This window comes from Bacteroides sp. L008 (genome assembly GCF_040812255.1).
Taxonomy (GTDB): domain Bacteria; phylum Bacteroidota; class Bacteroidia; order Bacteroidales; family Bacteroidaceae; genus Bacteroides; species Bacteroides vicugnae.
In genome coordinates this window covers 1816796-1840169 of sequence record NZ_JBFNXO010000001.1, presented here as the reverse complement: position 1 = coordinate 1840169, position 23374 = coordinate 1816796, and the positions used below count along the sequence as shown (strand labels likewise).

At 38.2% G+C, this 23374-nt stretch carries 20 protein-coding genes; 15 read left to right on the top strand and 5 right to left on the bottom strand.

Features of this window, described 5'->3' with window-relative positions:
* The first annotated feature begins 13 nt into the window (after positions 1 to 13).
* From AB3G73_RS07470 to AB3G73_RS07415, 12 genes are all read left to right on the top strand, one after another.
* On the top strand, positions 14 to 1426 hold the full coding sequence (locus tag AB3G73_RS07470; protein WP_234133903.1) for an undecaprenyl-phosphate glucose phosphotransferase: 1413 nt from the start codon (positions 14 to 16) through the stop codon (positions 1424 to 1426).
* A 107-nt stretch (positions 1427 to 1533) separates the two neighbouring features.
* Positions 1534 to 2262 carry a CMP-N-acetylneuraminic acid synthetase gene (locus tag AB3G73_RS07465; protein ID WP_298047607.1) on the top strand — a complete coding sequence of 243 codons (729 nt, stop codon included), beginning with the start codon at positions 1534 to 1536 and terminating at the stop codon, positions 2260 to 2262.
* Between the two features lie 361 nt (positions 2263 to 2623).
* On the top strand, positions 2624 to 3634 hold the full coding sequence (locus tag AB3G73_RS07460) for a glycosyltransferase family 52 (RefSeq protein ID WP_234133901.1): 1011 nt from the start codon (positions 2624 to 2626) through the stop codon (positions 3632 to 3634).
* Positions 3635 to 3667: 33 nt separating this feature from the next.
* A complete protein-coding gene (locus AB3G73_RS07455) occupies positions 3668 to 5083 on the top strand; it encodes a polysaccharide biosynthesis C-terminal domain-containing protein (RefSeq protein WP_234133900.1) in 1416 nt (471 codons plus the stop codon).
* Entirely contained in the window at positions 5080 to 6285 is a 1206-nt protein-coding gene (locus tag AB3G73_RS07450) for a glycosyltransferase family 4 protein (RefSeq protein ID WP_234133899.1), read from the top strand. The genes AB3G73_RS07455 and AB3G73_RS07450 overlap by 4 nt, the downstream gene beginning before the upstream one ends.
* 30 nt (positions 6286 to 6315) lie before the next feature.
* Positions 6316 to 7671 (top strand): O-antigen ligase family protein, encoded by a 1356-nt coding sequence (locus tag AB3G73_RS07445; RefSeq protein WP_367744199.1) that lies wholly within the window; start codon positions 6316 to 6318, stop codon positions 7669 to 7671.
* A gap of 6 nt (positions 7672 to 7677) precedes the next feature.
* A complete protein-coding gene (locus AB3G73_RS07440; protein WP_298047596.1) occupies positions 7678 to 8652 on the top strand; it encodes a glycosyltransferase family A protein in 975 nt (324 codons plus the stop codon).
* An 11-nt stretch (positions 8653 to 8663) separates the two neighbouring features.
* Positions 8664 to 9611, top strand: coding sequence for a glycosyltransferase (locus AB3G73_RS07435; protein WP_234133896.1), 948 nt, complete (start codon positions 8664 to 8666; stop codon positions 9609 to 9611).
* Positions 9612 to 9638: 27 nt separating this feature from the next.
* On the top strand, positions 9639 to 10691 hold the full coding sequence (locus tag AB3G73_RS07430) for a glycosyltransferase family 4 protein (protein WP_298047592.1): 1053 nt from the start codon (positions 9639 to 9641) through the stop codon (positions 10689 to 10691).
* Positions 10692 to 10706: 15 nt separating this feature from the next.
* Positions 10707 to 11870 carry a non-hydrolyzing UDP-N-acetylglucosamine 2-epimerase gene (wecB, locus tag AB3G73_RS07425; RefSeq protein WP_298047589.1) on the top strand — a complete coding sequence of 388 codons (1164 nt, stop codon included), beginning with the start codon at positions 10707 to 10709 and terminating at the stop codon, positions 11868 to 11870.
* Positions 11867 to 12571, top strand: a complete 705-nt coding sequence (locus AB3G73_RS07420; protein ID WP_234133893.1) for a WecB/TagA/CpsF family glycosyltransferase — start codon at positions 11867 to 11869, stop codon at positions 12569 to 12571. The genes wecB and AB3G73_RS07420 overlap by 4 nt, the downstream gene beginning before the upstream one ends.
* A gap of 408 nt (positions 12572 to 12979) precedes the next feature.
* Positions 12980 to 13213: a DUF4248 domain-containing protein gene (locus tag AB3G73_RS07415; protein WP_004296628.1), complete on the top strand. Its 234-nt coding sequence runs from the start codon at positions 12980 to 12982 to the stop codon at positions 13211 to 13213.
* Between the two features lie 62 nt (positions 13214 to 13275).
* Here the strand turns inward: AB3G73_RS07415 and AB3G73_RS07410 are convergent, their stop codons facing one another.
* From AB3G73_RS07410 to AB3G73_RS07395, 4 genes are all read right to left on the bottom strand, one after another.
* Positions 13276 to 13719 carry an N-acetylmuramoyl-L-alanine amidase gene (locus AB3G73_RS07410; protein WP_195650444.1) on the bottom strand — a complete coding sequence of 148 codons (444 nt, stop codon included), beginning with the start codon at positions 13717 to 13719 and terminating at the stop codon, positions 13276 to 13278.
* A gap of 16 nt (positions 13720 to 13735) precedes the next feature.
* A complete protein-coding gene (locus tag AB3G73_RS07405) occupies positions 13736 to 13834 on the bottom strand; it encodes a smalltalk protein (RefSeq protein WP_004303901.1) in 99 nt (32 codons plus the stop codon).
* A 70-nt stretch (positions 13835 to 13904) separates the two neighbouring features.
* Entirely contained in the window at positions 13905 to 14393 is a 489-nt protein-coding gene (locus AB3G73_RS07400; protein WP_148367888.1) for an HU family DNA-binding protein, read from the bottom strand.
* 248 nt (positions 14394 to 14641) lie between these two features.
* Entirely contained in the window at positions 14642 to 16912 is a 2271-nt protein-coding gene (locus AB3G73_RS07395) for a DUF3987 domain-containing protein (RefSeq protein ID WP_367744176.1), read from the bottom strand.
* Positions 16913 to 17064: 152 nt separating this feature from the next.
* Between AB3G73_RS07395 and AB3G73_RS07390 the strand changes: the two genes are divergently transcribed.
* The 3 genes from AB3G73_RS07390 (at position 17065) to AB3G73_RS07380 (ending at position 20109) form a co-directional block, all read left to right on the top strand.
* Entirely contained in the window at positions 17065 to 17424 is a 360-nt protein-coding gene (locus AB3G73_RS07390) for a hypothetical protein (protein WP_148367890.1), read from the top strand.
* 95 nt (positions 17425 to 17519) lie between these two features.
* Positions 17520 to 19778 carry a hypothetical protein gene (locus AB3G73_RS07385; protein ID WP_367744172.1) on the top strand — a complete coding sequence of 753 codons (2259 nt, stop codon included), beginning with the start codon at positions 17520 to 17522 and terminating at the stop codon, positions 19776 to 19778.
* Positions 19779 to 19815: 37 nt separating this feature from the next.
* Positions 19816 to 20109, top strand: a complete 294-nt coding sequence (locus AB3G73_RS07380) for a RyR domain-containing protein (protein WP_004303891.1) — start codon at positions 19816 to 19818, stop codon at positions 20107 to 20109.
* Here AB3G73_RS07380 and AB3G73_RS07375 read toward each other — a convergent pair.
* On the bottom strand, positions 20084 to 23365 hold the full coding sequence (locus AB3G73_RS07375) for a CHAT domain-containing protein (protein WP_367744163.1): 3282 nt from the start codon (positions 23363 to 23365) through the stop codon (positions 20084 to 20086). The genes AB3G73_RS07380 and AB3G73_RS07375 overlap by 26 nt on opposite strands.
* Positions 23366 to 23374 lie beyond the last annotated feature (9 nt).

Genomic DNA, 23374 nt, shown 5'->3' with positions numbered 1-23374 from the left:
TCTTTAATATGATATGGTATCAACCGCCAGTCAAATCAATAAATTTATAGAATTTATAGCAGTTCTGGGAGATCTGATCATTCTGAATTTGGTTTTGTTCTTTCTCCTTTTCTTTTGGGAAGAAGCTTTTGTCTCTTTGCCTTTTTCCTGTAGGGTCTCATGGATGATGACTTCATTAAGTCTCTGTTACCTGGCCTGTTCGGGTTCTCGTGGTAGGGTTTGGGATAGTCGGGGAATTCGTCCCGACCAGCTAGTGTTGCGTGTATTGAAGAATATTATAGCTTTTTCCATCTTTTGGGCATGTATCATGACTTTTAGTGGAATTTCTATATATTCTCCTATTTTCTTTGTCTCCTATTTTTCTTTCCTCTTTGTCATTTTAAGTATTTATCGCATTATTATCCGTCATGTCCTGATAGTCTATTGTGCTAAGGGAAAGCATAGACGTTATGCCGTTTTTATAGGAGGAGGTAATAATATGCAGGTTTTGTATGAGGAGATGGAGAATTCCCTGACTTCTTCTCTGTATGAGGTTGTAGGTTATTTTGATATAAAACCGAATGATGCTCTTTCCTCTCAATGTTCTTATTTGGGCAATCCTGATGTTTTTTCAGATTTTATGTTTGCACATCCGGGCATCAAGCATGTCTTTTGTTCTTTGTCAATGGAGGAGGGCCGCTATAATTTTTCTATCATGAATTATTGTGAGAACCACTTGCTTTATTTTCATGGTGTTCCTAATGTATGTAAAGGTTTTCCCCGTCGTATCTGGCACAGTATGGTTGGCAATATGCCTATCTTGAATCTGCGTTATGAGCCTTTGGGTAAGATGGAGAACCGTATATTGAAACGGATGTTTGATGTTGTTTTCTCCGGTCTTTTTCTGGTTACTGTTTTTCCCTTTGTTTATCTCATAGTTGGAAGTATCATAAAGTTGACTTCTCCCGGTCCTGTATTTTTTAAGCAAATGCGTACGGGTTTGAATGGTGTCGATTTTGTGTGTTACAAATTCCGCTCCATGAAAGTGAATGATGAAGCTGATAGCAAACAGGCTACGGTTGATGATCCCCGAAAAACTCGTTTTGGGAACTTTCTCCGTCGTTCTAATATTGATGAACTTCCCCAGTTTATCAATGTCTTTAAGGGGGATATGTCGATAGTAGGTCCTCGTCCACATATGTTGGCTCATACGGAGACTTACGCCCGGTTGATTGATAAGTATATGGTACGGCACTTTATAAAACCTGGGGTAACAGGCTGGGCTCAAACACATGGTTTTCGTGGTGAAACGAGGGAACTTTCACAGATGGAAGAACGTGTTAAGGCTGATATTTGGTATATGGAGCATTGGACAATGTTGCTTGATATATATATCATTTATAAGACTGTGGCGAATGTGGTTGTGGGGGAGAAGAATGCCTACTAAATAAAAGAGCTCTTCGATTAGGCTAATTGATTTATGATTTGTGAAATATAACCTATTTGTTTAATTTAAAAACGAGAATCAGAGAGTATTGCTGGTTTGATATTATTATGAAAATAGTTGCTTTACTTACCGGACGCGGAAATAATACGTTGAAAGATAAGAATGTATTGCCAGTTTTAGGAAAACCACTTCTTTATTATCCGGCTATGGCAGCAAAATCTTGTGAATTGATTACGGACTTTTATGTGAGTAGTGATGATGATAAAATATTGAATGCAGCAGCACAATGCGGATATAAAAAAATTGTGCGTCCGAAAGAATTGGCTTTACCTACCGCACAACATGAGGATGCAATAATACACGCATTAGAGGTTATGAAGGAAACGGGTATAGTGCCTGATATTTTAGTTGTTTTACTTGCTAATTCAGGTATTGTAAAAAAGGAATGGATAGAGGAATCTATAATGAATATAGTAAATAATGATGATATTTCAGCATCTGTCCCTGTATTGTTGGAAATGGATAATCATCCTTATCGGTCAAAAAGACTCAGAGCAGACGGATGTTTGGATACATGGTTTGATTTTTCAGGACAGAAGATTTCTACCAATCGGCAGGACTTACCTGCAAATTTTGTTTTATGCCACAATTTTTGGACGCTTAATTTGAAAAAGTCAATTTATGGAAAAGAAAGTGGACAACAGCCTTGGATGTTTATGGGGAATAATATAAAACCTATAATTGTAAAAGAAAGTTTTGATGTACATGATGAAGAGGATCTTATTAGAACTGAAAAATGGCTTCAAAAGGAAGGCATAAATTATGATGGTAAGTAACATGATGAATAGATAGTTTTTACTCATATTGCTAAAACGCTAAGGTCGTTCTATTATTATGATGTGTATTTTACTCTAGATGTTGTGTATTTTACTGAAATGTATGTTTCTTATAAAAGAGAAGTGTAAAGAATCGTATAGGACAGAAGCCATTGCTCCATATTATGAATGAGCTCATTCCAAGGATATTGATTGGGAGGAAGATTTTACTCTTGCTGAAATTATATATCAAGGTATATATAATAATAGCGTCTGATAATTGTAACAACAAATATCTAAAGTAGTGAAATATTAGGTTTATGGCTCTATTAATGGAAAGTTGAAACGCTAATTGTATATAATAATTTATTGTTCTAATAAAATGAATAAATCTAAAACCTCAAGGGTATGTATACCTTGCTCTACATATGTACTTACTTTCTATCTATTGATGAGTAGTCAAAAGGAGATTGACAATACATTTTTCTTTTTTGCCCATACAATACCTGAAAATATCAGAAATAAGTTTCCTAATTCTACATTTATTGATTTAAAGGATTTTTGGCATAAGAATAAATATGTTCTGGTTTTATATACTCTTGTAAAAAGGAGAAAGGACTGGGCTTTTATTTTTGATGCTGATATTTATGGGTTAGATTTTTATTGGGATCTATTGAGAGGACTGAAAATGAATTATATTGAAGATTGTCCTAATGTTTTAGATATTTGGGAAAATTCAAATCTCTATCGCGAATATAAAGAATTTGAAACATATTCTCTCTTGAAAAAAAAGCTAAAACGTTTACTCTTTGGAGATTATTACCAACATCCTGTAGGAACAAGCAGTATGGTTACAACTATTTATACATCTTCCCCTTATAATAAGCCTTATCATAAAAAGAAAAAGAATATAGTAAAAAGATTATCTGAAGAATGGGAAAGTAGTTCTAAGGAAAAGAAGCAATATATTCTTGGCATATTTGATTTAAACAAAGAGGATCTTCAAAAATTAGCAAGTCGTAAAGTGCTACTTCTTACCCAAGCTTTTGTTGAAGATGGGAAAATGTCAGATAAAGAACAGATTGAAATGTACCGTACAATAATCGCACATTACGGTGAGGAAAATATCATTATAAAAAAACATCCGCGTGATGGAAGGAATTATGAGAAAGAATTTCCAAAAGCGTTGCATTTTAATAAGGATATGCCAATGCAAATGCTTGCTTTCATGGGAGTTTCGTTTGAATGTGTGGTAACAGTTAACTCTTCCTCTGCTTTATCTTTCGGAGCAGATGCCAATATAGATTGGTGGGGTGAACAGATGGATGAGGAACTTATTCGCGATGAGGGGTTCTTGACGCTGAAAGAAGCTAAACAGGTTTTATTCCATTAATTGTGTTGTATTGTAGAATGCAAAAGACTACCTATGGGGCGTAGTGATAAACTAGTAAAGAATATTTCTTTTATAGTAATTGGTAACATTGGCTCTAAATTGATGGGGTTCTTCATGTTGCCGTTTTATACAAACTGGCTTTCACCCGCTGATTATGGAACTACTGATCTTTTGATTATTTATGCAAATTTGTTACTCAATGTAGTTGCTTGTGACATAAGCGATGCTATATACATATATCCGGTAGGAGCCACGAAGCAAAAAGTATGTAATTACTTTTCTACTGGGTTTATATTTCAGTTTTTGTGTTCCATAATATGCATGTTTGTATTTTGGGGTATCTCTTATTTGCCTATGAAAAATATTTTCATAGATAATATATGGTTTATCTATGGAATTCTTATTTCTAATGTTTTTCAAAAATATACACAGGACTTTTGTCGAGGTATCAACCAAATGTCTGTGTTCAGTTTTACAGGTATTGTACAGACGATAACGACAGCATTTCTTTCTTTTCTTTTGATACCTACCCAAGGAGTATATGGCTTTGTATTAGCAACTATTGGAGCCAATATTGCTACGGCATTATTTACATTTTTTTATTCTAAATCCTATAAGTATTTGTCTATTAATGATTGGGATAAGGAAGCTTTGATAGAAATGCTTCGTTTTTCTATTCCATTGATACCTACTTCTATATTGTGGTGGCTAATTTCGGGGTTGAACAGACCTTTATTAGAAGATTATGTAGGTTTATTTGCTCTTGGGTTGATGGCGGTTGCAGGGAAATTACCGGGAATTATGAATTTAGTTTTTAATTTTTTCCAGCAAGCGTGGATTGTTACTGTTGTTGAAGAATATAAGAAACTTGATTTTGCTATCTATTACAATAAAATGTTTCAGATGATTATGTTTGTGCAGATGTTGGTCTATTTTATCATATTGATGTTTGCTAAACTTTTTATCAATTTAATGACAGCAAAAGAGTTTCATGAGGCATGGGTATATATTCCACTGCTAACTATTTCAGTAATTTTTTCAAATGCTAGTGCCTTTTTAGGCACTATATTTTCAGCTGTACGACAAAGTAAATATACTTTCTATTCAGTAGTTGTAGGTGGAGTAGCAGCGGTGATATTTAATTTTTTACTGATTCCTAAATGGGGGTTATGGGGAGCCAGTGTGGCTATTTGTTTATCTCATCTGTTGACAGCTCTTTCTCGAGTGTATTATTCTCGTAGGTTTGTGAAATTCACCTGTAGTTGGTATATGGTGAAACAATTATTGATATTAATGTTAGCATATGTAGTGATTTTGATTTTGGATGATTGGAAGCTTGTCTTTGCTTATACTGCATGTTTATTACTTTATTTATATTTTAATAAGCAGAATATGCTGAATATGAGCGCTTTTGTCTTAAATAAAATATCGAAAAGGCGGAAGGAATGAGAAAAATTTGTTTTGTTACGTGTGGTGCTTTGCCTGTACCGGCTATAAAAGGAGGTGCTATTGAACAATTAATAGAACTATTGATAAATGAAAATGAGAGAACCCCAAAATTCGAGTTTACAGTAGTGGAGTGTTATGATTCAATGGTTGAACAAGAGTTTAAGAAATACAAGTATACCCATTTTATACAGTTAAAACATCCTAAATATAGAGAGAATAAACTTTGGTGGAAATTAAGAGGAGGGGTGAGGAAATTAACAGGAAATGATATATCAATCATACTTCCTTTTAATCGTAGAGTGAAAAACTTTTTGTGTAATGAAGGAGCTGAATTTGATTATATAATCAGTGAAGGTTGTGAAGTTGGTGTCTTCTCTAAGCCCTCCAAAATGTATGGAGCCGATAAATTTGTCAATCATATACATTGTGAGACTTTCTCCACTCCTTTTCTGGAAAATACATTTGGTCATATTATTGCAGTAGGTGATTTTGTTAAAAAGCAATTCATGTCATCTATGACTAAAAAAGATATGTCTATATTGGTTTTAAAAAACAGGATAGACTTGTCTAAGTTTGCTAAGAATATTCACTTCAAGGAGAAATCTGAAATACGTCGGAAATTAGGGCTTTCATTGGATGATTTTGTAATAATTTACTGTGGAAGGGTTATCAAAGTAAAAGGAGTGAAAGAACTGATAGAAGCTGTCCTTTCTATTGATAATCCTAAAATAAAAGTGATGATTGTGGGTTCGTCCGATTTTAAAGGAGCCAAAATGACAGATTATCAGTCCTCTATTTGCAATATGGCTGCTCAGCATAAAGATAGGGTTGTATTTACCGGCTATATTGATAATATGAACCTGTATCTTTACCATAAATCGGCTGATATAGCAGTAGTGCCAAGTATTTGTGAAGAAGCTTTTAACATAGCAATATTAGAATTTTTAGCTTCGGGAATCCCTACTATTGCAACCCGTTCGGGGGGGATGGTTGAAGAGGGTACGCCAGCAACAACTTTGTTTATAGATAAAGAACATGATCTTGTGAATAATATCCAGAAAGCGATTATGGAGTTGTATAATGATCCTTCTAAACGTACTGTTATGAGTCAAAATAGTGTTGAACGTTCGCGTTTGTTTGATAAAAATATGTATCTAAACGAATTTGAGAATGTTATAAATCAGTTAGGGCAAAACGAATAAAACATCTGAGATAAAACATAATTCTTGAGTATGTTGCATATATTGGTAATACTTATCATATTAATACATTTTTGCCTATGCTTTAAGTCGTTGGCTTATGGTTGTGCATTTTATATTGCAATAAAAATGATTATACCTACTCCGACACGGGTTGCAGGATTAAGTTTATACACTTTTATGCTGATTATTCTCATCTTTTTTGCTATGGTAAGGCATATGAGATGGAGAAAAAGTAAGAAGAATGTAAAAGCCGCTACATTTCCTTTCGTTTATCTCATTTTTCCAATTGCGGTATTGGGCGTTTTTGGTGTAGTCGATTATAGTTTTCAATATCGAAGTCTTATACAGTTTGCGTTAACGGAAGTTTCACCCTTTTTTTTGATAATGATTGCCATAAAGAATGAAGATGAACTTCGCTTGTGTGTGAAAACATTGATTATTTCTTATCTGATAATAGGAGTTTGGGGAATTGTCACTTATATCACCCATATAAACTTGTACGTCTTGCTTTTTGCGAATGCATTCGATTATTCGGGGGAGTTGTATGTAGGGAACGGTACGGAAATATTAAGAGGGGTTTTAAGCTCAAGTGCATCAGGAAATCAATCAGAAGGAGCCATACCTTGGGGACAGATTTCATTGATTATGCTGACTTTTGGATTATTCTATCAGAAAATAGACAATAAGATTTTAAAGAATAGTTTTATCATATTAGCAGTCCTGAATTGTTTTCTTTCTACTAAGCGCTCTGTTATTGTGCCAATGTTATTACTTCTTGGCTGTATATTTGTGAACAAAGGTATTTTTACAAGAAAGAATCTGATAAGAGGCATAGCTATCGTGATTGTCGGTATTGTTTTGTATATCAATGTTCCGGTTGTGCGCGATGTTTACCATTCCAATATTGAGACGGCTTTGTTTTTCTGGGATGATGATTTGGCTGCCGAACATGATTTTAAAGGGTCAGATAAAAGTATGCGTGTAAGACAAGCCATTTATGTCAATCATCTTATTTCCGACCATTTTTTTGCTGGGTTGGGGTATGGTTATCCGATAGTGCATAACATGAAGTATCATGGTGCTACAGATGCTTGGTACTTTGAAAGCCTTTATTTGGACGCTATTGCTTCTTCTGGTTATATAGGTCTTTTGGTTTGGATATTCTTTTTCTTTTTGTTGATAAATAGAACCAATATTGCCTGTAGGAATAAACTTGATAACTATTTGTTGCATGGAGGATACGTGTTGTCAGTCTTTCTGACTAATATTTATTGTTCGTTTGCTTATTATATGATTGTAACGGCATTGTTCATTAAATACAAGCAGCTTTATATTTATTCTTGTTATCGTCCTCAATGTTTTATAAAAGAAGCTGAATCTAAATAAATGGATATGAAAATAGAGTTGTCGATAATTATTCCTGTCTACAATGTTGAAGAATATATTGAGAAATGTATCCAATCTGTTATTGATCAAACATATAATGAAGGGATAGAATGCATTATAGTGAATGATTGTTCTCCTGATGCTAGTATGGAAATCGTAGGAAGAATACTGAACGGATATAATGGTCCCATTCGTTTTACGATAAAACACAGACAAAAAAATGGCGGGTTGTCTGCGGCACGTAATGAGGGAATCTATATGGCTCATGGATTTTATTTATATTTCTTGGATAGTGATGACTGGCTGGTGCCGGAATGTCTCGAACAGCTAATGAATATGGCTCATAAATATCCGCAAGCTGAAATTGTACAAGCTGGTGCTGTAGTTACAAAGCCTGGATATGAGTATCTCAGTATGATGAATAATAAACGTGTATCTGAGTATACTGATGATGAAAAGATTATAAAAAGATATATGTTACGTTCGATTTATCCGCCTACTGCCTGGAATAAATTAATAAAACATGAATGGTTGGTTCAGCATGACTTGTTTTTCAAGGAAGGACTTTTGCATGAAGATGATTATTGGAATTTCTTTGCTGCTAAATGCGTAAAATCTTATGCTATCTGTAAAATGGATACCTATGTTTATAACATTCGTCAGGGGAGTATTACACAACTTCCCAGTAAAAAAAACATAGAATCACGCCTGATAGCTATCGATGATTTTATAGCGCATATAGATGAATTTTGTATCGGTGCTCAACGTGATTTAATTTTTAGATTGGCTTATTCAAATTATGTAAATTCAATAGATAACCATTATCGTGATATGTTTCGCAATAAGTTGGAGATTTTATACTCCCACTGTGGATTTACGGGGAAAATGATAATATGGTTGATACTACATTTTTCATCTTCTGTTCATCGGATTAATGTCGTGAAGTGGGGAATAGAACGTGGGCTGTCTAAATTGATGTAAATTTATTATCAATGAAAGTATCAGTAATAGTGCCGGTTTACAACTGTGAAGATTGGTTGAGACAGTGCATAGATAGTCTGATTTGTGAAGACAGTCCGTGCGAACAGGAAATAATATTGGTAGATGACGGGAGTACCGATGGTTCAGGCAAGATCTGTGATGAATATACTTCTCGATATAAATGCCTAAAAACCATACATACAGTAAATCAGGGAGTAAGTTGCGCTCGGAATTTAGGTCTGGAGCAGTCGTCAGGTGAATGGATTTTGTTTATAGATGGAGATGATGTGTTGATAAAGAATGCTTTGAATATTCTTTATCATCAGATACAATTTTATAAATATGATTTGACGCGTTTTGGAATGTATCTTTTTAAAAACAGTAAAAAGATACATTCATATGAAGCGTCTTTTAGTTGCGACAGAGAGGAATATATAGATTTGGTGATACAACGGAAAGCTAATTTGGGTGTTGCGGGGGGGATTTATAAGCGTTCTCTTTTCTTTGAACATGAAATTCGTTTCCCCCCTGGTATTCGTATTGGTGAAGATTGGATTGTGTTGTTTAAGCTATTGTGTCATGCGAATAGCTTTTATTATTACAATGCTGAGTTATACGGATATCGAGTGAATCAGAATAGTGTAACAAGAAACAGAAAAATCTGTAGTGTCAGAGCTGATGCTTTGATAGTGTTTAATATAATTCTTGATTATACAAGGCAACATCAAATTGCTGTCAATCCGAAGTCTATATATAAAGCAAAATCTGATTTAAGACGTAATGTCATGAAAGAAGCTATATTGAGCAAGTCTAAAAGTATATATGAAGAGACAGAAAAGGTGCTGGCTCAATATGCTGATCAATCGTTATGGAGGGATTGGTTTTATAGTGAGAAAATGAAGCATAAAGTCGGTTTTTTAGTTTATAAAATTTTATCCTGGACTTATCGGGTTAGATGATTTAGAATAATATAAAGCTAAGAAAATATGACAAATGTTTTAATGTGTGGTTCTGCTCTTTCTATAAAAGGTGGAATGGTGTCGGTAGTGAATAACTATCTTAATAGTAAAGATTGGAAGGATGTGAAAATATCCTATATACCTACTCATATTAATGCACATAAATATATTCTGATATTGTACTTTATGTGGGCATATATTAGGATATTATGTCTGACTCTAATAGGTAAGGTTGATATAGTGCATTTACATACGGCAGAACGAGGAAGTTTCTTTAGAAAAGCATTTTTAGTACAAACGTTCAGTTTTTTAGGTATTAAAACTGTGATGCATCATCATGCGGCGGAGTTTGAACAATTTTATGCAAATCTTCCCGAAAAAAGAAAGAAATATGTCAGGCATATCCTTGAGTTGACTGATTTGAATATAGTTTTAGGTGAAAGTTTTGTCCGTTTATTGAAGGAGAAAGCCCCGAATGCTAAAGTAAAAGTTTTACATAATGCAGTGAGAACCTATTCTTATAATCCATATAATAAAGATGCGAAAAACATTCTTTTTCTTGGAGTGATCTGTGAGCGTAAAGGTATATACGATTTATTACAAGCCATAAAATTGTTAGACTCTCAGATTGATAAAAATATAAAGTTATATTTATGTGGTGATGGAGAAATAGATAAAGTTCAACAAATGATAAATGAATTAGGTATCAGTTATCGTATTGCTCATATAGGTTGGATTGTGGGCGAACAAAAAAAGATTTTTATGGAGCATACAATGGTTAACATTCTGCCTTCTTATAATGAAGGACTTCCTATGACTATTCTTGAAACAATGGCTTATGGTATTCCTAATATTAGCACGGATATAGCTTCTATTCCGGAAGTATTGCATAACAATAAAAATGGCTTTTTGGTAAAGCCTGGTGATATTGATGCTTTAGCAGAGACAATGAAAGAAATTATAGAAAATAGATCTTTGAGAGAAGAATTTAGTCAAGAATCCTATCAACTGATATCTGAATCATTTTCTCTTGATAAAAATATAGAAATTTTAAAGAGCTATTACAAATCTCTCATTTAAATAAAACAGTTTTTTATGAATAAAGTAATGTTGGTTTTCGGTACACGTCCGGAGGCTATAAAGATGGCACCTTTGGTTAAGGAGTTTCAACTACGTTCCGATGAATTTAAAACTATAGTATGTGTAACGGGGCAACATCGTGAAATGTTGGACCAGGTTCTTCAAATTTTTGATATCCAGTCGGATTATGATTTGAATATTATGAAGCAGGGGCAAGACTTATATGATGTGACAGCTCGTGTTCTGACAGGTATGCGTGATGTACTTAAGGCCGTTCAGCCAGATTTGGTATTGGTACACGGTGACACTACAACTTCTACAGCTGCTGCATTGGCTGCTTTTTATCAGCAAATCCCAGTAGGGCATGTAGAGGCAGGGTTGCGTACTCATAATATTTACAGTCCGTGGCCGGAAGAAATGAATCGGTTGATTACTGGACGCATTGCTGGCTATCATTTTGCTCCGACATCATTGAGCAAACAGAATTTATTAAATGAAGGTGTGTCGGAAGAAAAAATAGTAATTACGGGTAATACTGTAATCGATGCACTTCATATAGTGGTGAATAAGATAAAAAATGATGACGACTTGGATGCTTTTTTGAGAAATGCTTTAAAGAGAAACGGTTATAATATGGGGCGTTTAATCAACGGTAAGAAGTTGGTTCTTATAACAGGGCATCGGCGTGAAAATTTCGGTGATGGATTTATTTCAATGTGCCAGGCTATAAAAGCATTAACAATAAAGCATTCTGATGTAGATTTTGTCTACCCAATGCACTTGAATCCTAATGTTCGTAAACCAATTCATGAGGTTTTTGGTGAGAATCTGACCGACTTGGGAAATATGTTCTTTATAGAACCTTTGGAGTATCTTTTATTTGTTTATTTGATGGAAAAATCCACTATTGTTCTTACTGATAGCGGTGGTATTCAAGAAGAAGCTCCTGGTTTGGGAAAGCCTGTTTTGGTTATGCGTGATACAACGGAACGTCCGGAAGCATTGGAGGCGGGAACTGTAAAACTAGTAGGAACTAATTATGATAAGATAGTGGCAGAAGTTTCTGAATTGCTTGATAATAAGATTCATTATGAACAAATGAGTAGAGCGGTTAACCCTTATGGTGATGGTAAGGCTTGTAGACGCATTGTGGATTTTCTTATAAAACAAATGAAATGAAGGTTATTCCGGTAAAAATTAAAAATGTGAATGTATATCCGTTTCAGGATATGGAGGAATTGATAGATTATACGACCGATAAAAAGAAACTGTTATTGTCATTGAATGCTGAAATTATAATGAGGGCAGAAGGAAAAGTGGCAGATATAATCAATTCCAATATCGGGTATGCAGATGGTTGTGGAGCTATAAAGGCTATGTACCGTAAAGGTGAGAAGGGGTTAAAACGTATTCCGGGGTGTGAATTGTGGCTGGAATTAATAAAAAGGTATCATTCCTTGAAAACATTTTATTTAATTGGAAGTACAGAGGATACTATTTGTGCCACAGTAAAGAAATTGAAAGAGCTTTATTCGGATATTAATATTGTAGGATATCGCAATGGTTTTATCAAGGAAACTTCAGAAAAAGAGGCTTTATTGGTTGATGTGAAGGAAAAGCAGCCGGATTTTGTTTTCGTGGCAATGGGATTTCCGGTACAAGAATTGTTGATGGATGAATTGTATAGAATTCATACTGCTACTTATTTGAATTTAGGAGGTAGTTTTGATGTTTTTACCGGCAAAGTAAGTCGTGCTCCAAGATGGATTCAAAATATAGGAATGGAATGGTTTTATCGTTTTATTACTCATCCGAGTCGCTATAAACGTCAAGTTGTATATTGGCAGTTTTTATGTGCTTATTATGGGGGGCGTCTATAATAGAGGGTATAAGTATAAATAAGCTAGCAAGAGTTGGGGCGTTTGATTGTATAAGTTGATATTCATGAAAATAATTATGGTATAAAATAAATGTTGAAAATGTTGAGATGTAATAAACACGTGAGTGTTTCGCATGTGAGATGAAAAAATGTAGGTCCCTAGCTTCGTGCTGTAAAAAGCATGATTCTCCTACATTGTGGATTGGAAATAGCACGACGGTGCATTTCTGATCTACGCCCTGACATCGGAGGTTAAAGCCGATGTGAATTTCCCACTATATCAACTGTCTGTGAAGATCGTTGATATTTCTTTTTATTCTCATAATACTGGATAATAATATCAGATTTCTTTGTTTATATGTTGAAATATTTGTAACTTTATAGCATAGAAAACAGTAATAAGGAAACGATGGAACATTCAGATTTTGTAGTGAAATGTTATAATAAACAAGAGTTGGCCCAGATGTATTTTCCGGATTTGACAATTCGTGCTTCGGTCAATAAACTCCGGAGGTGGATGCGGAGATGCAAGCCGCTGATGAATGAGATACTATCTACGGACTTTCATCCGAAGACAAAGGCATTTTCTGTGAGAGAAGTACGGCTTATTACCTATTACTTGGGAAAGCCGGGAGAACTATAAATGATATAAACATAAAAAAGAATTACGGGAGACTGCACTTTCGCCAGCTCCCGTAGTTCTTTTTATATATCCATATACTCCTTTTGACTGTCAAAACAAGGACAAGCTTTATGGATCGAAGCACTAAGCTGATAATGTCCCAGGATTTGCGCATCCGGATACTGATGTTTGAGAATCGTCAACAAGTCAAGTAGCGCGAAGCGCTGCGCCTGTGTTCTCGTATCCGCCGGACGACCTTCTTCATCCAACCCACCTTCATAGCAAATTCCAATACTATGCCGGTTGAAACCTCGCACATGCGCACCGGGCTCCGATACCGGGCGACAATGATGAAGTTCCCCGTTACGGGTGATGTAAAAATGATACCCTATATCTTTGAAACCTCGTTGCAGGTGACATTGTCGAAGCTGTTCTACGGTGAAGGAAACATTGCAGCGCGTTGCGCTGCAATGAATCACCAACAACTTAATCTCACGTGGGAGATAGCTTTCTTCTGAATATTCCATATCGGTCAGCAGGAGATTAATGCCCCACGCAGGACGTTACACCGATAGCTGAAATGATTGAAGTTGCGATAGTCACGATAAACTGGAGAATGTTTTTCCAAAGTTGCTTTTTCATATAAATTTGAATTAAAGAATAAATACTACTGATACATCATAAACTCAATAACCAACCCGTAACTGACGGATTAAGCTGCCGGATCCGGAGCTTCCCCGCTGCCGGAACCTCCCTGATTATCATCACCGCCATCATCAGGAAGCGGATCTTTATCCGAATCAGTGGAAGAATCACTCTTATATAATGTATAATCCAACGTCTTACACAACTTGCGGAGATCACTACCCGGATAGAAAAGCACTTTGCCCTTATTGATGCACGATGCCTTGAATTCCTTTGCCGTATCGGTAGGAGTACCGGTCTTGATACTCATACGGAAATTACCCAAATCCCCCATCTGGACGATATTTCCTTCCTCCAGTACATTGACGATTTCGAGCAAAAACTCACCGATACAACCTTCCAGTTCACCTTTGGAATAAGAAGAACGTTCAGTGATACGTTTACAAACTTCTTTGACCGTCACTTTACGACCGCTACGCGCCACTGCATAGTACTTCGGAGTTTCATTAGGTTTCAACAGGTTCTTACGAGCCATGAGAGTGTAATTCTGTGCCATAACTTTTAATTTTAAATCATTAATTTTTAATTGCCTTGTAATCGATTACATGACAAAAGTACTACATCGGGAAAGCGGCATGACGCATAGTGACGCACACAGGCGTACAGATAAAAAGAAAAAACACCGGGAGATTTGTATCGAAACTTCCCAATGTTTGATTTCAATCATTGCGATGTTTTTTTCAAATCTCCCGATGTTTTTCCGGACTCTTCAAAAGGACAAAAGGACAAAAAGGACAGATGTGACTATTGCTCATTCATCTTGGTGTAAGAACCATGGGATATCTTATTGATCTTTACTCCATTAAGCGATTTTAGCAGACGTGTTACCTTACGATGGTTGAAATCATATTTTGCGCCAATCTGAATCGCTTCATCTGTCGTGAAACTGTCGGGCAACTCTTGAACGAAATTACGAATAGTGTCCGGATTCTTCAGTGGACGGACCGAAGGAGACGGCATGGATGAGTGCAACAAACGGCTATGCTCGTAACAACATAGAACGATTTGAAGAGAACGCTCAAAATCAGCATCCGTGCAATAAATCTCGGAAGAAAGATCGGATGCCTCAAATTGCCGGATACGGGTCTGGATCATGCTGATGCGCATCACCAGAAAAGCATAGCGTTTCACTACGGCTTGGAGGTCATCGTTGCCTTCCAATGCCACCTCGGACAGCATACGTGAGAAAATCTCATTCAGACGGTTCCATTGCAGGCGGTTGAAATGAAAAAGAACCGGATGAGCCAGGCAGAAGTTATATAATTCAGAAACACGATGCGCGATCGGTTTGAAAGAATCTTCCAGCGAGATGCAGTCGTCGCCCATCTCTTTCCAGTGCGGGGCTTCGCGGAAAGTGTAAATCAGGGTGCGGCTGGGCAATCCGTTTTCGTAGCTGCTCAACAGACCGTCTATTTGTCCGGGAGTACCCGTCAGCAGCAAAGCCAATTTGGGATGGCGTATATAGATCGGAATGAGGCCGTTGGCTTTGTAGGAAGACTCTATATTTTCGTGCTCAAAAGCCTTGCGGAGCATATCGTCGAAATTGCCACAATCCAGATGATTGGCTGTGGATAGCGTTTGTGCTTCCGTGTCGAAAATGATGCTTCCCTGTGGACCGTTGTCCTGCATCTGCATTTGCATGCGGGTATAACTGGTGGTGGCAGGAATGAATAACATCTTGAAAGGAGGTCTTTGCGGTTCTTCGGAGCATGCATCTCCTTTCTTTTTCTGTTTTTGACATTCTGATTGCCAGTTATTATGTACAGTTTGGTAGTTTTTCATCATGGATTCACTGGTGGCAAGAATTTCTGAATGTATTTCTTCCAACAGGTATCGACCGGTTTGGGCGATGCTTTTACCACTGGCGGCAGGCGAAAGTATGACACTGAATATATGCGTGGAGTATTTCTTATGATTATAAATTCCGAAAGTCTGCGGGAGTGCTGCGCTCAAGGCTGTGAGATCGGAAAGGAGAGCGACATCTTGTTCGCGTTCGCTTCCGTCTTCGATGATACAGTCATTCAGTAAATCGGGAAGATTATTGTACAAACTTCGGGGAAATAAAGGAGTTCCCTTCCGGAATTCCTCTCCCAACCAATAGGCTTCGTCGTCGGCATCGGAATTTTCTGTAGTACCATAAGGTCTTTTTGTCCTTATGTCCTTTTGAAAGGAGGGCTCATTGGCTGAGGTGGAAGTGAATGCATGTTCATTAACTTGTTTGTATCCAGACGATAAAACACTTGTTAGCTCTTCGGGACGAAAATCTGTGTGTTCGAAAAATGCGGTAAGTTCGCGTAATATGCTTTCCTGGGGATAGTGCCGGCGGCAGGCTTCACAGGCAAGTTTGAAGACGTTGGAATGGCGTTGACCGGCTGTTAGCGGATGAAAGAAAATATAGGACGAAATAAATTGGGAGATTTCTTCTTCAGATACATTTTCCGGTTCTTCTTTCACAGGCGGTTCCAGAACAAATGCCTGATAAAGACTGGCAATATAACCGTTGGGGGAATAGCTGAAATAACAGAGGCGGCTTTCATCTTTACACGCCGGATCGCTTTCCAATCCGAGCAACTGGTTGTAATAACGGCTCACCAGTTGTTGCCCCTCACGATGGCGGCCTTCGATACCTTCCACATAGGCGAAGACTTTCACACCGTCGGTCGGACTTTCTATTGCTGCCACCGTATGAGGATCTGCCGCGCATCGTTGAATAACTTCCAGACGATTGGCTACATGGTCGTAATCAAGCCCGACAATATGGCTGGGGAGCAGAAAATGTTTGATGGCATGCGCTCCGTCAAATGTGCCCGCCGGAGTGAAGCAGGGGAGTTGACTCTTCAATTTCTGTGCGGCGGCATGGTCTCCTTCCGCATGATATCGGCGGATAGAGTTGATAATCGTTGCATAAACAGGATGAATACACATGATGATGACCTCAAGGAAAGACATGACTTGGGGCTTTTTTGAATACACGTTTTTGTAAACTGAGACTTTGATTTCTTCTAAGACTTTCATATAAAATTGTTTTTGTAGGATTGCGCTACCTGATTATCAGATAACGGGAACAAAGGTCGGGATATTAAAAATAGGGTTGCTTCCCTATGTGGATAGTACTTGATAAAGCAAATAAAAAATGAAATATTATAATTTATTAATCATCGAGTGACATGGCAAAAGAAAAACAGGAACCTTATGAGTTCTTAAGCAATTTGGTATTGGCTTTAATGGATACGGATCGTATTTTTAGTAACAATTTTTTCATAAGCGAATTAGCTATCTCTCCTAAAACATTAGGGGAGATAAGGCGGGGAGAGGATATGTGCATTTATCAGTATGTACGGGTGATCCGGTGTATGACGAAATATCTTCATTTAATCATTCAAATGGATATGTTGCTGAAGGAGTTAAGAATCGTACTGTCTTCCCATTGTGACTTGGTGGTCGCTACGGTTCCGCACCGTTCTTGCGGAACTTGTCAGCCGACAGAGTGGGTGGCAGTGATGCATTGGGATGGAGTGAAATTGTGATGTGGAAGTTGACAAGCCGGAGTTTTTTGTCACTAACCTATTTGTTATTCAATATTTTGTATAAATTTGTAGAATAAATAATCAATCTATCGAATATGTATATGTTAAGCACAATAATCTCTCAAACTGGTGAATGCAATGCACAGCACGCGACAGACCCTTGTTTTTTAAATCAATGGGGGTATTCTACCCTTTTGTTAATCATTATCGGGATAGGTTTAGTATACCTGCTTTTTAAGAAACGGAAATTCTTGGTGGATAACCTGAAATGGATTGCAGGTACAGTATTTATTGCAGGTTTCCTGATATATTGGTACGCTTTCAATGAGGGAGGGAGTGACAGTAATTCGATAGCATTGGCATTTAGGTCTGCTCTGTCTTCTATGGAAATGTTCGCTTCGCATTCCGATCTTTTGGAGGTTCCTAAAGAACTGCATCATGATCCTTTCTACATGACGATATTTTCTGTGATACATTTCCTGGCCGTTATAGTGAGTGCGGTTTTTATCATCAAACTGTTAGGATTCAGATTCATCTCATGGGTGCGGTTATGTGTGGCGAATCTTCCAAGTAAGAAGAAATGCCGGCTGTTTATTTTCTGGGGTGTCAATGATAATGCGATATTGCTTGCTGACAGTATAAGAAAAAAAGCGGCAGAGCCCACGGGGAAGAATGAAGAAGGATGGGAGAATTGCAAGTTCATTTTTGTGAGGTTGCTTTCTGCTAATGAAAGCAGTTCTCATGGTCGGTTCACATTCAGTCATTTCTTTAATTCGTCTCATGACGGAACTGAAAAATTCATAGAAAAGATAGAAGAGCTTGACGGCATACTGGTTAACTCTAAATTTGGAATTACAGGCCGGGTTATAGATAAAGTCAAATCGGAATTTGATTTATACAAATATCTCGGATTGAGGAGATTGGGAAACCTAATCAAGAAGTACCCGCAGGCAACTTTCTATTTTTTATCTCCCAATGAAGAACTGAATCTGGAGGCGGTGTCTGTTTTTAAGGAAATGGCGAAATGTAAAGAAGACAGAGTCCATAATCAGGTTCAGATTTATTGCCATGCGCGTAAGAACAACCAGAACCAGAAGTTGGAAATATGTGATGGGTTGAAACATCAGATTCATATCATCGACTCGTCTAATCTTGCTGTATTGCAATTAAAAAAGAATGTAAGGAATCATCCCGTGAATTTTGCAGATGTCGATACTTCGAAGGCCTGTGTAAAGAAACCTTTTACGTCGATGATTATTGGTTTTGGAGAAACCGGGCGTGACGCATTTCGTTTTCTATATGAGTTTGGGGCATTGATCGATGCAAATGGCAATAGGAATCCTCGAAAAATATATGTGGTTGATGAACATATGGATGAATTGAAAGGTGATTTTTTAATGAAAGCACCTGCCTTGAAGGAGAGGAAAAATGAGTTGGAATGGTGTGAAGAAATGTCTATCCATTCCGAACGTTTCTGGGAAAAACTCTCTGAAATCATTCATGATTTAAACTATGTTGTAATTGCTATAGGAAATGATAATGAAGGGATGGCATTGGCGATTGATCTCTACGAATATGCCTATCGATATAGGAAGGATTGTTTCAATGACTTTAGGATTTATCTGCGCGTCAATGGAAGTTGCAACACCATTCAGCTGAAGCAAATAAAAGAGTATTTTAATATTTATGGCAATACCCGGAATGTAATCATAACTTTTGGAGCGAAGGAAGAAATATTCTCATACGATGTGGTATCGACAGATGTGCTTGAAGTATTGGCAAAGGAATTTTATTATGCATATCAGAAAATTATGATTGACGCAATGCCTGAAACGAATGAGAAGGAAATTGAAGAGAAGAAGAAAGCGAAGGAAAGCCTGAAGCAAACAGCGGAAGAAGAATGGAATGCGCGTAGAGAGGCATTGCGGGACAAACATAGCTTGGATGCACAAATTAAATTGGCTTATCAGGAAGAGCAGGATAGGGCTAACGTATGGCATATCGATACCAAAAAGTTTTTAGCCGGGGCCATGGGAGAGGATGGCAAAGATAATAAGGAAAGGTTGAAAGAAATGGTTGAACTGACGCAGCGTGAAGCCCATACATTGAACTATTCTAAGGTTTGTGATGTTGTTTCCAGTACATTATTTGATAATTTGAGTAAGTGCGAACATTTGCGTTGGAATGCATGTATGGAACTGCAAGGATTTGTAACGTGTGACGGAGATAAAGATTTTCAGCAGAAGAAGCATAAATGCATCGTCGATAATGATGTTTTAAGAAGTAAATATCCGGAAACCATCCCTTATGATCAGTGTGTGGTTGAGCTAAGTTTTAGATTGAAAAAGAACTGAAAATTGTTCCGCTAATATATAAATAATGAATCATAAAATGAAAGAGTATATTCCCAATCCGGTGGATACAGGACATATCCAACTCCCGAAGGAGTTGGAATACCTGGTAGAAGAGATGGCTAAGAATGTTCATGAAGTCTGGTCGAAAACCAGAATAGAACAAGGTTGGACGTATGGAAAAAAGCGGGATGATGTGTTGAAGCAGCATCCGTGCCTGGTTCCGTATGAAGAATTACCTGAAGAAGAAAAGGTGTACGACAGAAATTCTTCGGTGGAAACCTTGAAACTGATTATGAAACTAGGGTTCAAGATCTCGAAGGATGAGGAATAGGCGCTCTGCCTGCATCCAACAAGATAAATGGTGCCCAATATTTACTGTCTGCATATCCGTTCTCACGAAGGTACTGTTGTGCTTTGATAAGAGCCTGTCGTTCGGATAACCCTGAAATGATGTTCTCATAGAATTTAGTCATGAGAAGCATGGAGGCCTGGTCGTCAACAGCTGAAAGTGTCATGAGGATGGTTTGTACTCCTGCATTCTTGAAGCCTCGTTGAAGACCGAAAAGACCATCCGCACCAAGAGTACCTTGACCGGTGTTGCAGGCAGAAAGAACAACCATACGACAACCGCGGAGGTTTAGTACACTGATCTCATCTGCACGGAGCAGTCCGTCGTTATTCTCTTCCGTGGCATTGGCGCCGGACATAATCAGGAAGCAATGCTTCATCGCATCATCGGCTTCACGTCGCTTCAATTCTTTATAGTCTCCGTGAGTAGCTATGTGAATTAACGAAACAGCTTTGCCGTCGAGTGCTCGGAACTGCTTTTCCGTTCCGTTTTCACCTACGAATAGATTGGTTTTAATCTTCTTTTTTTTCAACAGGGAATTTACGTTATTTACTTCATTGAGCGTATATGGTAACTCATGATACCCATTCTGTCCGTTACGGAATTTCCCGGAGTTATGATCTGTAGAAACAATATTGCGGACTTTGGTTGAAGCCATTTCGTAGTCCAATCCTCCGAAAAGTGCGGCTGATGAGTAGTTCTGCGAAGCTCTGTCGAGTGCGATTTCTTTTGTTGACGATAAACGATAGACGGCTTTCCGGAATGCTAACGGCAGGTTACCCGCTCCATACGGAAGATATTCTACAGGCAACTGGTGAAGTATCCCGTCAGGTGAAAAATAAATGGTATCCGCTTTGCTGATATATTCATCCAGCGCTTTCCAGAAATGTGCCCCGTTTTCGGTTGCGGTGAAAGCCGTAGGCGATTGCATCTCTTTCAATAGCAATTTCTGACTCATTAACTTGATTGCGGTGGGAGACGCGTCGCCCGGACGAAGTACGAAAGCGGCCAGATGTTTGTCCGGAGCTAGTAATTCATCGTCTATGAGAGCAAATTCTATGGCGATGGAGTTTCCATGCAGATGCTTTTGTACGTCTTGCCATTTGACGGAAAGATAACGGGTATAGTCGCCGAAATCAGTAGACTTTCGCATCAGGTTCAGTTGCAACTGTTCATACTCCTCTTTCTGGCGGATGATATTTTTCTGTGCTTCCGTCTGATTGGTTGCATTCGGGAGTTCACTTTGCATGGATAAAATTTGTTCCGCCATAAGGGCAGCCTTGTTGTATTGGTCGAGCAGAGACTTATCTCCCGAAGCGCGGATCAGAGACTCCAGTTCAATAGACGAATTAAGCATAATACCTTTCGAAAACAATAATGCATCGTAACCTAACCGGGCAAAACGTTGTTTTTGTTCAGGCGTACCTGTTGCGGCGATATTGGCTGCACGGAGGGGAATACTGTCCAGTGAGGAACGGATATCCTTCCAGAATGCCAGGCGTTCATCGGCTTTCGAGAGACGGAAAAGATTACGCAGTGCGGTTGTTTCGCCGGAGAGGAAAGGTTCCATATAGGCTAATGCCTTGTCGGTCTGTCCTTGGGTATAATAGATATCGGCGATAGTCCCTAATGCGGAGACATACATCAACCCGTCTTCTCCCCATTGCAGGCGATAAGCATCCAGTTGTTCAAGACTCTCTTTTAATAGCCTGTTTAAAACCGCCATTCGCTGACGTTCCGCATCCTGTTCTGTCTGTCTGGCGGCTGTCTCATTGCCCATCATGGTGTGGCAACGATTCAGACTGCTAAGTGCATCCTGATATTTTACATCACTACCGGGAAGAACTTTGTAAATGTCTGCAGCCTGTTGGTAGTTTGCTGCCGATTCTGCATATTGTTTCTGTCGGTATAAGATACTTCCTCTGGAACGGAGAATTTCCCCCATCTTGTCTGACTTATTACCCGTCGGAAGCTGTTTTTCGGCTTTTGCAAGTATTTCGAGGGCTTTTCCATACTCCTTGGTAAATCCATAATTACGGCATAATGCAATGGAGGTGTCTACATATTTGTCCAGTCTGTCCGGCAACATCTGTGCATAAACCGACAGTGCCTGGTTGAGCATACGATTGGAGGCCTCATACTTGGCAGCAATGCTATAATTGAGTCCGCCCAGATAAGATTCCAATGCAAATTTAGCCTGTTCGGCAGGATTGTTGCGAAGGATGTCTGCTGCCAGTTCGTAGTATTCGCCGGCGGATGCGTGATCTTGTATTCCGGAGAGAAATTGCGCATAGTAGTGGCGTACCTTAAAAACGATCTCCTTATGGGTATTCACATCGCATTTCTTTAAAGCATCCAGAAAATGTGCCCTTGCCTTGTCGTTGTCACCTATACTGGCAAAATACTGGGCGCGCTCGGTCAGGCAACCGGGCTCGTCGCAAGGCTTTTCCAGTTCTTTTTTATTGTGAGCTTCTGCCAATTTCATATATTCCAATACTTTCGGCTGATTGTTCAATTCCAGATAGATGGACGATATCCAATTGAGAAGTTGCTCGTATTCTTTTGAATCGTCAGGAAAGATGTTGAAGGCCTGTTCATAATAAGTTACCCCTACGTCTTTACGTTCCGACAGGTAGTACAACGAACCTATCTGCTGGAGTTGACGGGCTACTGAAAGGGACTTTTCGCCATACCTCTTTTTACTGATGGCTATTTCTTCTTCTACGATGGCACTTGCTTTATCCATTTCTCCTAAAGCTATGTAGCAGCGGGCGAGATTGAGATGAAACATGGATGCCTGTTCGGGACGAGGCTGAATGCGACTGCACAGTTTCCATGTCTTGCTGTGAATTTCTGTTGCTTTATGATAGTCTTTTGCAACAGTCAGGTAGTAGAGTCCTATGTTGTTCAGGGAGGAAATATATTTGATATCTGTTTCACCCAGTATGGTCTTGCGCATATCTGCTGCCATTTGTGTATAGGTTAGTCCTTCGGGACGCTCCAGATTCAGATAACAGCGGCCTAAAATGTGCAGGCAGGTAGCACGTTCCGCACTCTGTGTCTTTCCCGTTTTGACATATAATTCGTCCGCTTGTTTCAGTTGGGTAATGGCGGTTGTGTAATCTTGTTTACTTTCTAGTTTTTGAGCTTCTTCAACCAGTAGGTCGGCTTGGCTTGCAGTCTGTGAATAGGCTGTCAGACACAGACAGGCTAATAGAGATAGAATGAATTGTCGCATATAATAGAG